12 protein-coding genes are annotated in these 13,661 nt (G+C 58.3%); 5 read left to right on the top strand and 7 right to left on the bottom strand.

The features are described from left to right. Positions 1 to 149: 149 nt before the first annotated feature. The 4 genes from ACUNV4_RS07960 to ACUNV4_RS07945 all read left to right on the top strand — a co-directional run bounded on the left by ACUNV4_RS07960 (position 150) and on the right by ACUNV4_RS07945 (position 4,653). Complete coding sequence (locus ACUNV4_RS07960) at positions 150 to 1,484, top strand: ABC transporter substrate-binding protein (RefSeq protein ID WP_430877978.1); 1,335 nt, start codon at positions 150 to 152, stop codon at positions 1,482 to 1,484. Between the two features lie 150 nt (positions 1,485 to 1,634). Next, entirely contained in the window at positions 1,635 to 2,498 is an 864-nt protein-coding gene (locus tag ACUNV4_RS07955; protein ID WP_430877977.1) for an ABC transporter permease, read from the top strand. A 2-nt stretch (positions 2,499 to 2,500) separates the two neighbouring features. Continuing rightward, positions 2,501 to 3,343: an ABC transporter permease gene (locus ACUNV4_RS07950; protein WP_430877976.1), complete on the top strand. Its 843-nt coding sequence runs from the start codon at positions 2,501 to 2,503 to the stop codon at positions 3,341 to 3,343. Between the two features lie 158 nt (positions 3,344 to 3,501). Beyond that, complete coding sequence (locus ACUNV4_RS07945) at positions 3,502 to 4,653, top strand: hypothetical protein (protein ID WP_430877975.1); 1,152 nt, start codon at positions 3,502 to 3,504, stop codon at positions 4,651 to 4,653. 198 nt (positions 4,654 to 4,851) lie between these two features. Here the strand turns inward: ACUNV4_RS07945 and exaC are convergent, their stop codons facing one another. From exaC to ACUNV4_RS07910, 7 genes are all read right to left on the bottom strand, one after another. Further along, entirely contained in the window at positions 4,852 to 6,372 is a 1,521-nt protein-coding gene (exaC, locus tag ACUNV4_RS07940) for an acetaldehyde dehydrogenase ExaC (protein ID WP_430877974.1), read from the bottom strand. A gap of 107 nt (positions 6,373 to 6,479) precedes the next feature. After that, positions 6,480 to 7,322, bottom strand: coding sequence for an alpha/beta hydrolase (locus ACUNV4_RS07935; protein WP_430877973.1), 843 nt, complete (start codon positions 7,320 to 7,322; stop codon positions 6,480 to 6,482). A gap of 35 nt (positions 7,323 to 7,357) precedes the next feature. Then, a complete protein-coding gene (locus ACUNV4_RS07930) occupies positions 7,358 to 8,047 on the bottom strand; it encodes an ABC transporter ATP-binding protein (protein ID WP_430877972.1) in 690 nt (229 codons plus the stop codon). Further along, a complete protein-coding gene (locus ACUNV4_RS07925) occupies positions 8,044 to 8,841 on the bottom strand; it encodes an ABC transporter ATP-binding protein (protein WP_430877971.1) in 798 nt (265 codons plus the stop codon). Before ACUNV4_RS07925 ends, ACUNV4_RS07930 begins: the two co-directional genes overlap by 4 nt. Beyond that, on the bottom strand, positions 8,834 to 9,817 hold the full coding sequence (locus ACUNV4_RS07920; protein ID WP_430877970.1) for a branched-chain amino acid ABC transporter permease: 984 nt from the start codon (positions 9,815 to 9,817) through the stop codon (positions 8,834 to 8,836). The genes ACUNV4_RS07925 and ACUNV4_RS07920 overlap by 8 nt, the downstream gene beginning before the upstream one ends. Continuing rightward, a complete protein-coding gene (locus tag ACUNV4_RS07915) occupies positions 9,814 to 10,737 on the bottom strand; it encodes a branched-chain amino acid ABC transporter permease (RefSeq protein WP_430877969.1) in 924 nt (307 codons plus the stop codon). The genes ACUNV4_RS07920 and ACUNV4_RS07915 overlap by 4 nt, the downstream gene beginning before the upstream one ends. Positions 10,738 to 10,774: 37 nt before the next feature. Beyond that, entirely contained in the window at positions 10,775 to 11,923 is a 1,149-nt protein-coding gene (locus ACUNV4_RS07910; RefSeq protein WP_430877968.1) for an ABC transporter substrate-binding protein, read from the bottom strand. Positions 11,924 to 12,250: 327 nt separating this feature from the next. On the opposite strand from ACUNV4_RS07910, the gene ugpB reads away from it, so the two are divergent. Next, positions 12,251 to 13,564, top strand: a complete 1,314-nt coding sequence (ugpB, locus tag ACUNV4_RS07905) for a sn-glycerol-3-phosphate ABC transporter substrate-binding protein UgpB (protein ID WP_430877967.1) — start codon at positions 12,251 to 12,253, stop codon at positions 13,562 to 13,564. Positions 13,565 to 13,661 lie beyond the last annotated feature (97 nt).

The raw sequence follows: 13,661 nt of genomic DNA, 5'->3' as shown, positions 1-13,661 counted from the left end.
TGACTGCTCGACTGCTCGACTGCTCGACTGCTCGACTGCTCGACTGCTCGACTGCTCGACTGCTCGACTGCTCGACTGCTCGACTGCGACAGGCTGCCCGGACACCCCTATTTTTTCAACCACCTTCAATCAACGATACAGGAAACATGATGAAAGACAGTCAACCCGGAACAGGCAACAAGGCTCTGCACGACATTTCTGGTGGCGGGCTCACCGCGCATGAACGTCAACGACGACGCCTGCTCAAGGGCGCCTCTGCCAGTGCAGTCGTCGCCGCTTCCACCGTATTCGGTGTGCCGACGCTCTGGGCTCAGAACATCAAGAACGTCACGCTACGCCAGTTCGGCACAGGTGTCTCCAATCTCAACGATGTGGCCGACAAGGTCAAGGAAGATCTCGGCTTCACGCTGGAGATGACCGCACTGGATTCGGACTCGGTGGCGCAAAGAGCCGCAACCCAGCCCAAGTCGTTCGATATTGCCGATATCGAATACTGGATCTGCAAGAAAGTCTGGCCGGCCGGCAATCTGCAAGCGATGGACACCAGCAAGATTGCCAACTACGACAAGATCGTCGGCATCTTCAAGGACGGCAAGCTGACCCCGGAGAGCACGATTGCTCAGGGTACGGCTCCCCATTCGGTTGGCTTTGTCGACGGCCCCGATGGCAAGCAGTTCATCGATGAAGAGTCCGGCTGGATGACGCTGATCCCGACAATCTACAATGCTGACACCCTGGGCATACGTCCCGATCTGATAGACGGTGAGGTCACCTCCTGGGCACAGCTGCTCGATCCACAGTTCAAGGGCAAGGCGTCCATTCTCGACATCGCCTCCATCGGCATCATGGATGCAGCCATGGTGTGTGAAGCCATGGGTGAGATCACCTATGGCGACAAGGGCAACATGACTCGTGAAGAGATCGACAAGACACTGGCCATCATGACCGAAGCGAAGAAGAATGGACAATTCCGGGCGTTCTGGAAAAGCTTCGACGAGAGTGTAAACCTGATGGCCTCTGGTGAAGTGATCATCCAGTCCATGTGGTCCCCTGCCATCTCGGCGGTAAGAGCCAAGGGTATCCCTTGCGTCTACCAACCACTGAACGAAGGTTATCGCTCCTGGGGTGGCGGGATCGGTCTGTCCAGAAACCTCAGCGGCCTGGAACTCGATGCCGCCTATGAATACATCAACTGGTACCTCTCGGGCTGGGTAGGCGGCTATCTGATGCGTCAGGGCTACTATTCCGCCGTACCGGAAACATCAAAGAACTTCATGACAGCCGATGAATGGGGCTACTGGTTCGAAGGCAAACCCTGTGAAGGCGAAATCGTCAATCCGCAAGGTGTCGTCATGGAACAAGCCGGCGCCGTGCGTGACGGAGGCTCCTTCGAACAGCGCATGGGCAGTGTGGCCTGCTGGAATTCGGTCATGGATGAAAATCAGCACATGATCCGCAAATGGAATGAATTCATCGCGGCCTGAGCCTGATCAGCCGTCCGGCCCCCGGACGGCAAGCTGCCGGTTCCGCTGCGCCTGCCTCCCAGGGCGCAGCGGCTTCCCCGGCAGTTGGGACATTCCCGCAAACGTCTCGACTTTCTGCACTTCACGCAACCTTCCCACGGAGATCCTTTCTTGAATTCGGAACGCCTTCGTCTGTCCGGCATCAGCTGGCTACAGCTATCCCCGATAGTGCTGATTCTGGGATTCTTCCTGGTATTGCCCATTCTGGCCATCATCACTGTCAGCTTCTGGAGCTCGACCGAGTACAGCTACTTTCCGGACTTCCAGTTCGAGAACTACCAGTACCTGTTCGCATCCAGCGTCACCTGGTCGGTCTATCTGAAAACACTGTTGTTCACCTTCATCACCTGGGCGTCAACCCTGCTCATCGGCTTTACGGTCGCGTATTTTCTGGCGTTTCATGTCCGCAGCCTGTACGTGCAGATCGGACTGTTCCTGCTGTGCACCATACCGTTCTGGACATCCAATATCATTCGCATGATTTCCTGGATCCCGTTTCTGGGCAGAAATGGCATTGCCAACAGCGCTCTGATGGACATGGGGGTGATCGAGCAGCCACTGGAATGGCTGCTGTTCTCGGACTTCGCCGTCATCCTGGCCTTCGTGCACCTGTTCACGCTGTTCATGATCGTACCCATCTTCAACACCATGATGCGCATTGATCACAGTCTGATCGAAGCCGCACGCGACGCCGGGGCCACGGGCACGCAGATTCTGACCAATGTCATCATCCCCCTGAGCAAGCCCGGCATCATGATCGGATCGATCTTCGTGGTCACACTGGTCATGGGAGATTTCATTACCGTACGGTTCATGAGTGGCGGACAGAGCGCCTCGGTCGGGCGCCTGATTTCCAACGAGATCGGTCTGTTGCAATACCCTGCCGCCTCGGCCAGCGCCGTGGTTCTGTTGGCCACCGTGCTGCTGATGATCTCGATCATGCTGCGCTTTGTCGACATCAGAAAGGAGCTTTGATCATGAGTGACAAACGCCCCCTCAGCTTCTATCTGCTGGCCCTGTTCTTCGCCCTCTTCGTGTTGTTTCTCTACGGGCCGACAATCACGATTGCCATTCTCTCGTTCCAGGGCCCTTCCGGAGGCCTCACCTTTCCGATGAATGGCAGCTCTCTGCACTGGTTTCGCAATCTGTTCGAGCAACAGGCCGTGGGCGATATCTGGGGCTCCTTCCGCCGCTCGCTGACACTGGGTCTGATCGTGATGGTAGTCACGGTCGTTGTGTCGCTGATGGGAGGCATGGCCTTTCGACGACGTTTTCACGGATCCAGCCTGGTGTTCTATCTGATCATTACCAGTCTGATCATCCCCTCCATACTGATATCGCTGGGCGTGGGCATCCTGTTCAACGTGCTGGACATGGATGTGCACTGGTCCACCTCCGGACTGGGTTCACAACTGACCTGGACTCTCCCCTTCGGTCTGCTGATCATGTTCGCCGTCTTCAATCGGTTCGACAGCCGTTATGAAGAAGCGGCGCGTGATCTGGGAGCCAGCAACTGGCAGGTCATTCGGTACATCGTCCTGCCACTGATCGCGCCAAGCCTGATTGGCGTCGGTCTGTTCGGCTTTACGCTTTCCTACGATGAATTTGCCCGAACACTGCTGACGGCCGGCTCGTACAACACCTTGCCTCTGGAAATCTACGGCATGACAACCAGCGTCACCACACCCGTGCTGTATGCGCTGGGCACACTGACAACGATCTTCTCCTTCCTGATCATCGGCCTGTTTCTGGGCATCTTTCTATGGCTGCGCCGCCGCACCCATCGCGCAGCGGCAGGAAAGTCGACCACTACCAAATGAGAATAGGCGAACCCCGAAAGACATGCTAGCGTCCATGCTCGAGTCAGGTCGAATCGGCAACCAGTCCGATACAGGGGGTAGACCACGCCCTGCCTGACTACCGAGCACCCCGGAGCGCAACGTCCGGCGTGCATACCGCCAGGCTCAGGGGAAATCGAATGTCTGTCAGGGCTTTGTGCCAACGCAGGAACCGCATCGAAACGCAGTGGGACAGCTTTCTGTCGGGCAAGCAACTCACGGCGGCCGAGGCTGTCAATCGGGACATCATGGAATCCTGGCAACGCAGCACACGCCGTCTGTCCCGGCAGACCATGGTGGCACCGGTTGCCGATGATTACCTGACACGGCATCAATGGCATGATTCTCCCCTGTACCGGGCAACCCTGGCAGAGCGTGAGAACATGGACCAACTGGTGCATGAAGGAGAGATGGTCGCCGCCATCGCGGATACCAGTGGACACTTGCTGTGGACCAGTGCCAGCAGCTTCATGCGCCCCAAGGCCGAATCGGTCAATTTCCGGGCAGGCGGGATCTGGGATGAGTCTTCGGCCGGTACCAATGCTGTAGGCCTGTCGCTGGAATTGCGTCGGCCGGTTACCGTCTTTTCATCCGAACACTTCCTGTCTTCGGTTCGTGACTGGGTCTGTTACGCTGCTCCGATCATTCACCCACAGACTCGCGAATGTCTGGGGGTTCTCGACATGTCGACCACCTGGGAACACTATACTCACATGGGGCAGGCTGCCGTTGCCGGCATTGCCAATTCCATTGCATCCCGGCTGCCGGCAGAAGCACCTCGTGCAGAACTGGAGATCCACGCCCTGGGTCAGGCTCGTGTGATCTTCAGAGGCAAGACCCTGGCAGTGTCGATGCGACAACTGGAAATTCTCTGTCTGCTGGCACTCAATCCGCAAGGCTTGACGCTGAGCCAGTTGCATGCCGCGCTGTATGGTGACTCTCCCGTCTCCACTTCCACGCTCAAGGCCGAACTGTCACGTTTGCGTGCACTGCTCGTCGGCAACATCGGTTCTCGCCCCTACCGACTTCAGGTAGACGTCTTCGCTGATTTCATCGAAATCTGGACGGCCCTGCAGGCCAGGGACAACGATCGGGCCATGCGCCTGTATCGTGGCTCGCTGATCACCGAATCGCTTGCCCCGGAACTCGAGGAATGGCGACGCTGTATCGATGCTCTGATGGTGCGCTCGCTGGAGCACTGCGACGACACGTCTCTGCTCATCGGCAAGCTGCACAAGGGTCTGGCCGGCAGTGCACCTGTCCGTGAAAGGTTGATGGCATTGTTGACTTGAGCCAGCCTGTTCCGTGACCATCGCCTGGCCGGCGGCACACGACAGGCGGGGCCGAAAGCAACCGTCCACCGTCCACCATGGAAGTCTGCTCGTAAACCGGCATGCCTCGAGAATGCAGTGCTGTAGCGGTTCGAGGCCCACTGCCCTGTCGGACAGCGACCTCGAACCACTCATGTCAAACCTGCCTCATCGGAAATATCAGAAGAAACCCATCGGATTGATGTCATAGCTCACCAGCAGATTCTTGGTTTGCTGATAGTGATCGAGCATCATCTTGTGATTCTCACGGCCGACGCCTGATTTCTTGTAACCACCAAAAGCGGCATGCGCCGGGTAGTGGTGATAACAATTGGTCCAGACGCGTCCTGCCTCAATGCCACGCCCCATGCGGTAGGACAGATTCATGTCACGTGTCCACACACCGGCACCCAGACCGAACTCACTGTCATTGGCAATTGCCAGGGCTTCGGCTTCGTCCTTGAAGGTGGTTACCGAAATGACCGGACCGAAGATCTCTTCCTGAAACACTCGCATGTCATTGGTGCCCTTGAGCAAGGTCGGTTGCACATAGAAGCCTGATCCGAGCTGCTCGTCCATGCTCTCGACATCGCCGCCGATCAGCACTTCGGCGCCTTCCTCCTTGCCGATCCTGATGTAGCCGAGAATCTTGTCGTACTGCTGCGCGGACGCCTGAGCACCCACCATTACATCGGTATCCAGCGGATTGCCTCGCTTGATCTGACCGGCCCGTTCAATGACCATGGCGATGAATCGTTCGTAGATGGACTCCTGTACCAGCAATCGGGACGGACAGGTGCAGACCTCTCCCTGATTGAAGAAGGCCAGCACCGCGCCTTCCACGCATTTGCTGATGAATTCGTCTTCCTGGTCAAGAATGTCCTCGAAATACACATTGGGCGACTTGCCACCCAGTTCGACAGTCGAGGGGATGATGTTCTCGGCGGCACATTTGAGAATGTGAGAACCCGTCGGGGTGGAACCTGTGAAGGCAATCTTTGCAATGCGCTTGCTGGTGGCCAGCGCATTGCCGACCTCCTTGCCATAGCCGTTGACGATATTGAGAACACCCGGCGGCAGCAGATCGCCGATGATATCCATGAACACCAGAATCGATGCCGGCGTCTGCTCGGCCGGCTTGAGTACCACACAGTTGCCGGCGGCCAGTGCCGGAGCCAATTTCCAGGCAGCCATCAACAAAGGGAAATTCCAGGGGATGATCTGCCCGACAACACCCAGAGGCTCATGAAAATGATAAGCCACCGTATTGTTGTCTATTTCACCGATACTGCCTTCCTGAGCGCGCATGCAACTGGCGAAATAGCGAAAATGATCCGCGGCCAGCGGCACATCGGCATTCAGGGTTTCGCGCACCGCCTTGCCATTGTCCCAGGTCTCGGCCACGGCCAGAATCTCCAGATTCTGTTCGATGCGGTCGGCGATCTTCAACAGGATGTTCGAACGGGCGGTTACCGACATCTTGCCCCAGGCTTCACGAGCAGCATGGGCCGCATCCAGTGCCAGATCGACATCGGCGCCATCCGAACGAGCCACCTGACAGAAGACCTTGCCGTTGACCGGTGAGACATTGTCGAAATACTGCTCGGCGACCGGTGCAACCCATTCGCCGCCGATATAGTTGTCGTAACGCTGCCGGAAATTGACCACGGCACCTTCGGTATTGGGATCTGCGTATATCACTCTTCCTTCCTCGTCAGTCTTGTTATGGTCGAATTGCGAATCACTGGTTCGCAATACCCCATTGATAAACCGTCAAGGTTGGAAAAAGGTTGGTTGCCTGTCGAAGCTCAGACTGATTGCAACAGACACTCGGTCAGTGGACTGTCAGTCTCTGCCAGAGCGTCAATCACGCTGAAGTGATTCTTGCCTGGCTCGTAGATACCCCGGGTGTCGGGCAGCTGTGCACTCCATCTCTCACACAGCAGTCGCGTCTGGCGAAGAAACTCAGGTCTTTCCTCCGCCCCCACCCAGAGCGTCAGAGGCGTGCCTGTTCGAGGGGCATGCAAGGCAGGGCTCTCGGCCGTTGCCTGGTCCATGTCCAGCCGCAGTGCCTCGTTCATCGGATGCGCCAGCAAGGGACGCAGATCGTAGATTCCGCTGATCGGTACCACCTGCACCATACGCTGCAGGATCGACGATGCCAACGGCACATCCTCGTTCAGCATGCGAGTCACCAGGTGTCCCCCTGCCGAATGGCCCGTCAGCCGGATGGGTCCTTCTACCCGTTGCGAGGCAAAGGTGACAGCATCGACGATATCCTGCGTTATCTCTGCCATCGCGACGCTCGGTGCCAGGCGGTAGGACGGCAGAGCCACGCTCCAGCCACGAGCCAGGCAGCCCCTTGCCAGAAACGTCCACAGGCTCTTGTCGAATTTGTGCCAGTAACCGCCATGCACGATCACCACCAGTCCTTGCGACTGGCCTTCCGGTCTGGCGATATCCAGACATTGCCTGACATCGCTGCCGTAGGCAATGTCTGCATCCAGTCGGCCTGCGGCAGACAGCTGATCGCGCAAGGCCTGTGAATCACGAGCCCATTGTGCCGGCATCTCGGCAGCACCGGGAATATAGGCGCCGTTTTCAAAGGCGTCTGGCCAGTCTATGAAGGCCGTGTTGGAAAATTCAGGCATGTTCGACTCGTTGCTTGTTGACGGAAAGCCACCTGTCAGACGCCCAGATGACTATCTGCGATTTCCGTGCTCAATTGTTCCGGGCGCCCCGACCAGATGGTCGCCCCCTTCTCCAGAATAAAGCAGTGATCTGCCACACTCAACAATTCACGCACGGTCTTGTCCACCAGCAGGATCGACATGCCGTTGGCCTTCAAGGCGCGGATGGCAGCCCAGATCTCCTGACGAATGATCGGAGCCAGGCCCTCGGTGGCTTCATCCAGAATCAGCAGACGCGGATTGGTCATGAGGGCTCTGCCGATGACCAGCATCTGCTGCTCGCCACCGGAGAGTGTGGCAGCGGACTGACTGTGGCGTTCCTCCAGCCGCGGAAACAGTCGGTAGACTCGAGCCAGATCCCATTCGCCTCGGGTCGCTGCCGCCACGAGATTTTCCCGCACACTCAGATTGGCAAACACCCGGCGCCCTTCGGGTACCAGCCCTATACCGGCCTGCGCGATCCGGTGCGAGGGCAGAGCCATGATGGATTTTCCCTGCATGTCGATCCGACCTTCACGCCTGTCAACCATTGCGCAGATGGCGTTGATGGTCGAGGATTTACCCATGCCATTGCGCCCCATGAGTGACACGACCTGCCCTTGCTCGATACGCAAGTCGACGTTGAACAGAACCTGAGTCAGCCCATACCAGGCTTGTAGTTCACCGACGTCCAGCAAGCAGTTCATTCGAGCGACTCGTTTTCAGGCTCATCGACATTGCCCATGTAGGCTTCACGCACCTCGGGGTTCCGCCGAATCTCGGCAACCGTACCGGTTGCGATGATGCGCCCATAGACCAGCACCGACAAGCGATCAGCCAGCGCGAACACCGCATCCATGTCATGTTCGACCAGCAGCACCGGTGCCTTGAGTTTCAACGAAGCCAACAGACGGGTCATCGCTCTGGAGCCCGCGGCACCAACACCGGCCATGGGCTCATCCAGAATGAAGGCTCGTGGCTCCATGGCCAGGGCCATGCACAGTTCGAGCTTGCGACGTTCACCATGACTGAGCTCGGCCGCGATGATCGACGCTCGATCCAGCAGATCCACCTGCGCCAGGAAATCGCGCGCCTTGTCGATCAGGACGGTTTGTCGATCGACTCTGCCAAAGAAGCGGAAGGTGCTGCCCGACTTGCCCTGCACTGCCAGCATCACGTTCTGCTGCACGCAGAATTCGGGAATGACCATCGATACCTGGAAGCTTTGCGCCAGTCCCGCGCGAGCCCGTTCGGTCATGCTCAGATCACCGATGTCCTTGCCAGCCAGCAGAATCTGTCCACTGTCATGGCGCAACTGGCCACTGATCTGTCGAATCAGGGTCGACTTGCCCGCACCGTTCGGGCCGATCAGGGCATGAATCTCGCCACGTCGCAAATCCAGCGAGACATCCTCGCAGGCATTCACGGCGCCAAAGCGCTTGTACAGATGTCGCACTTCGATCAGCGCATCATCGCCAGTCTGATCAACACTGTCAGCCACGTGCAGCTCCCCGGTCCAGCAGGCCGATGATACCGCCGCGCCCGTAGAGCACGACCACGACCAGCACCGCACCGAGCCAGAACTGCCAGTTCTCGCTCCAGCCACCCAGCGTCTGCTCGAGAAGGATGAAAACAGCAGCTCCCACGACGGGCCCTGCCAGTCTGGCCACTCCACCCAGGATCACGAACACCATGATTTCGCCCGAGGTATGCCAACCCAGCACCGAGGGACTGACGAAGCGATTCAGATCGGTGTACAGGGCACCGGCTATGCCGGTGATGATGCCGGAGATGACGAATGCCGTCAGCTGCACCTTGTAGGGGGAGATTCCGACGGCCGAGACCCGCACCGGATTCTGCCTGGCAGCCTGCAAAGCCAGCCCGAACCGGGACTGCACCAGGCGACTTGAGACGCCCATGGCCAGCATCAGCCAGACAAGAGCAATGGCAAAGAAATGAATGCCTGTCATCGTGTTCAGCCCCGGAAAGGTACTGCGCAGATAGACCGACAAGCCGTCCTCCCCACCATAGCTGGGCCAACTGATGGCAAAGTAATAGATCATCTGTGCAAAGGCCAGCGTGATCATGATGAAATACACGCCGCTGGTACGCAGCGACAGGGCACCGATCAACCAGGCAAACAGACCGCAGACCAGCGCCGCAATCGGCCAGATGACGAGCATGCGGGTAGTGCCTTCCAGCAGCCAGGGCGATTGCATGATGGGTTCGAAGTTCAGCGCATGGCTGGCCAGAATGCCCGCCACATAGCCACCGATGCCGAAAAACGCGGCGTGCCCGAATGACACCAGTCCGCCATAACCCAGGACCAGGTTCAGGCCGACGCCCGCCATCCCCAGGATACAGACCTTGGTGGCCAGCGTGATGATGTAAGGCTCATCCAGCCACAGGGCCAGCGACGCCACACCAGTCAGCGCCAGCAGACAGAATACGCTGATTGACGATTCCCGTGAACTCATGCCGGCTTGCCGAACAAACCCGACGGTTTGATGATGAGTATCAAGGCCATGACGATGTAGATGAGCATGGAGGCCAGAGCCGATCCCACCGAGCTGGCCGCTGCATTGTCCAGGAATTGTCGAAAGAACACAGGCAGCAGAAAGCGTCCCATGGTATCGGTCAGGCCCACGATGATGGCGCCGATCAACGCGCCCTTGATGGAGCCGATACCGCCAATGACAATGACCACGAAGGCCAGGATCAACACCGGCTCTCCCATGCCGACCTCTACCGATTGTATGGCACCCACCAGCGCTCCGGCCAGACCGGCAAGCGCTGCGCCCAGGGCAAACACGATCGTATACAACGTCGATATGTCAACGCCCAGTGCCGCGATCATCTGTCGATCGCTCTGCCCGGCCCTGATCCTGATACCCAGACGGGTTCTGGCAATGAGCAGATACAGTGCGCAGGCGATCACGACCCCGCAAACGATGATCGCCAGGCGGTAGCGTGAATAGACGATATCGATCACCGGCAAATGTACAGAGCCGGCAAGTATCTCGGGTACATCCAGATACAGCGGAAAGGCTCCGAACAGCCAGCGAGTGCCTTCCGAGAACATCAGTATCAGTGCGAAAGTGGCCAGCACCTGATCGAGATGATCTCGCTGATAGAGTCGGCGCAGCACCACCATTTCCACCAGGGCGCCGGCCAGTGCGGCTGCCATCAGACTGGCCACCAGCCCCAGCCAGAAGGAACCACTCCATCCCGCCACGGCCGCGGCGGCAAACGCACCCACCATGTACAGCGAACCATGAGCCAGATTGATCAGCCCCATGACGCCGAACACCAGGGTCAGACCAGCCGACATCAGAAACAGCATGACGCCGAACTGCAGGCCGTTGAGCAGCTGTTCGATGAAAAGACTCGTACTCATGGTCAGCCCATGAAAGACCTGCCCGTCTCAGACCAGACTACATCTTGCAGTCGGCAGCATAGACGTTCGAATGCTGCTCCAGCGCGGTCGACACGATGCGATTGGTCAGCACATCACCTTCCGCGACCACCTCGCGCACGTAGATGTCCTGGATGGGATGATGGCTGTTGTCAAAGGCAAAACTGCCACGGGTGGAGTCGAAATCCGCCTCTTCCAGAGCAGCCCGAAAGGCGTCCGCATCATCGACATCAGCCTTGGCCATGGCCGAGAGCAACAATTTGCCGGTATCGTAGCCCTGCGAGGCATACAGCGATGGCAGGCGACCATGGTTTGCCTCGAACGCCGCGACGAAGGCCTGGTTGGCCTCGTTGTCCAGATCCTTCGACCATTGCGAGGTGTTCTTCACGCCCAGGGCTGCTTCGCCCACGGCACCCAGAATGCCCTGGTCGAACGAAAATGCAGGTCCGATGACCGGCAGATCGATGTCCGACTGGTCCCACTGCTTCATGAAGCTGATCCCCATGCCGCCGGGCAGAAAGAAGAAGACACTGTCAGCGTCTGATGCCCGAATCTGCGCAATTTCGGCCGCGTAATCAGTCTGGCCCAGTTTGCTGTACAGCTCACCGGCCAGCTCCCCTTCGTAGTAGCGCTTGTAGCCCGTCAGAGCGTCCTTGCCTGCCGGGTAGTTCGGCGCAAGGATGAAGGTATTCTTCAACCCTTCGGCATTGGCGTAGCCACCGGCCGCTTCGTGCAGATTGTCATTCTGCCAGGCCACGTTGAAATAGTTCTCGTGACAGCCCTTGCCCGCCAGTGCCGACGGTCCGGCATTGGGCGAGAGGTAGAACTTGCCCTGATTGACCGCTGCGGGAATCACCGCCATGGCCAGATTGGAGAAGATGATGCCGGTGAGTACATCGACCTTGTCGGACTGAATCATCTTGTCGGCAATCTGCACGGCGACATCCGGTTTGCGCTGGTCGTCTTCGATGATCACCTCGACATCCGGGTTCTCGCCAATGGCCAGCAGAAAGCCGTCACGCACATCGATACCCAGACCGGAGCCCCCGCCCGAGAGCGTCGTGATCATGCCGACCTTGACCGGATCGGCCGCTGCCACTGCAGGCAGGCCCGCTGCCAGGGTGATCGCTGCGGACACGCTCAGCGCGCAGACGGATGGTTTCAGCATGATATTTATCTCCGGGTGTGATGTTCGATCCTGCCGCTCAGTCTAAGCGATTTCCGCCCCTGTGGAACAACGCAGAGGATGGCAGGGGCTTGCAACGGACATCATGCCAGTCGCCATCCCCGGTCGCATCCATGCGGATTCGGCGTCCAGCCCGACTCGTTTCACACGCTTGCAACCGAGCCATCACACAGCGGTAACCGGGCCGTCACGACCCTGTCATGCCCTTCTGATGATGCAACAATTCAGTATCAATACGACTTGAGTTATGCTCTCACTCATGTTCTAGTGCGCAGCCTTGTATCCCCTCCAACACAGTAGGAATCGAACATGAAGAAGACTCTGCTAGGAACCGTAGTGGCGCTGGCCATGGGCAGCACCGCCATTCCGGCCACCGCTGCCACGGAAATTCAGTGGTGGCATGCATTTACCGGTCGCCTGGGTGACCTGCTTGCCGAACAGATCGAAACCTTCAATGCGTCACAGGAAGACTACGTCGTTGTAGGCACCCACAAGGGCAACTATTCCGAAGCGCTGAACGCGGGTATCGCCGCCTTTCGTGCCGGTGAGCAGCCGCATATCCTCATGGTATTCGAAGTGGGTACCGCCACGATGATGAGCGCTCAGGGCGCCATCAAGCCAGTCCATGAAGTCATGAAGGAAAGTGGGGCCGACTTCGATGCCGATGCCTACCTGGCGCCAGTCAAGGGCTACTACACCACGCCTGAAGGCGAAATGCTGTCCCTGCCGTACAACTCGTCAACACCTGTCCTGTACGTCAATCGTGATGCGCTGAGCGAAGCTGGCCTGGATCCGGACATGGACCTGACAACCTGGGAACAGGTCGATACGGCAATGGACAAGATCAAGGAAGCCGGTAGCGACTGTCCTCTGACCACCGCCTGGCAGAGCTGGGTGCATCTGGAGAATCTCTCGGCCTATCACGATGTCCCGTTTGCCACGAAGGAAAACGGCTTTACCGGACTCGACACCGAGCTGGCCTTCAACGGCCCCCTGCAGGTGGCGCACATTCAGGCCATGGGCAACTGGGCCAGGGATGGCAAATTCATGTACGCCGGCCGACGCAACGAAGGTGGCGCCAATTTCCGTGCCGGTGAGTGTGCGTTCTTCACCGAATCCTCTGCCGGCTACGCTGGTGTGAAGGCCGAAGCGGAATTCGACTTCGAGATTCGTCCCCTGCCTTACTGGTCGAACGTCGAGACAGCGCCTCTGAACACCATCATCGGTGGTTCTTCACTGTGGGTACTCAACGGTCATGAAGCCGAGGAATACAAGGGTGTCGCACAGTTCCTGAACTTCCTGTCCAGCTCGGATGTACAGGCGAAGTGGCATCAGGACACGGGCTACCTGCCCATCACTACCGCAGCCTATGAGCAGACAAAGGCTGAAGGATTCTACGAAGAGAACCCGGGCACCGACATTGCCATCCTGCAGATGACCAGCAAGCCCACTACCGGCAACTCCAAGGGACTGCGACTGGGCAGTTTCGATCAGATCCGCGGCATCATCGACGAAGAACTCGAAGCCGTCTGGACAGGCGACAAGGACGCTCAGACCGCACTTGACAGTGCGGTCAGCCGTGGCAATCAGCTGCTGCGTCGATTCGAACAGGCCAACAAGTAGATCCCGGGCCACTCCGCTGCGGCGTCCTTCGGGTCTCCGCAGCGGAGTGCTCTGCTACAGCCGCTACCCGCAACCTTACTTTCAGCAACCAACCGAC

Source organism: Granulosicoccus sp. 3-233, assembly GCF_052681095.1.
This window is presented reverse-complemented; position numbering and strand designations above follow the sequence as displayed.

Bases quoted from the DNA above. Each gene is read 5' to 3' on its own strand.
- ACUNV4_RS07950 (WP_430877976.1), top strand. From the start codon at position 2,501: ATGAGTGACAAACGCCCCCTCAGCTTCTATCTGCTGGCCCTGTTCTTC.
- ACUNV4_RS07915 (WP_430877969.1), bottom strand. From the start codon at position 10,737: ATGAGTACGAGTCTTTTCATCGAACAGCTGCTCAACGGCCTGCAGTTC.
- ACUNV4_RS07930 (WP_430877972.1), bottom strand. From the start codon at position 8,047: ATGAACTGCTTGCTGGACGTCGGTGAACTACAAGCCTGGTATGGGCTG.
- ACUNV4_RS07945 (WP_430877975.1), top strand. From the start codon at position 3,502: ATGTCTGTCAGGGCTTTGTGCCAACGCAGGAACCGCATCGAAACGCAG.
- ugpB (WP_430877967.1), top strand. From the start codon at position 12,251: ATGAAGAAGACTCTGCTAGGAACCGTAGTGGCGCTGGCCATGGGCAGC.
- ACUNV4_RS07960 (WP_430877978.1), top strand. From the start codon at position 150: ATGAAAGACAGTCAACCCGGAACAGGCAACAAGGCTCTGCACGACATT.
- ACUNV4_RS07935 (WP_430877973.1), bottom strand. From the start codon at position 7,322: ATGCCTGAATTTTCCAACACGGCCTTCATAGACTGGCCAGACGCCTTT.
- ACUNV4_RS07920 (WP_430877970.1), bottom strand. From the start codon at position 9,817: ATGAGTTCACGGGAATCGTCAATCAGCGTATTCTGTCTGCTGGCGCTG.
- ACUNV4_RS07910 (WP_430877968.1), bottom strand. From the start codon at position 11,923: ATGCTGAAACCATCCGTCTGCGCGCTGAGCGTGTCCGCAGCGATCACC.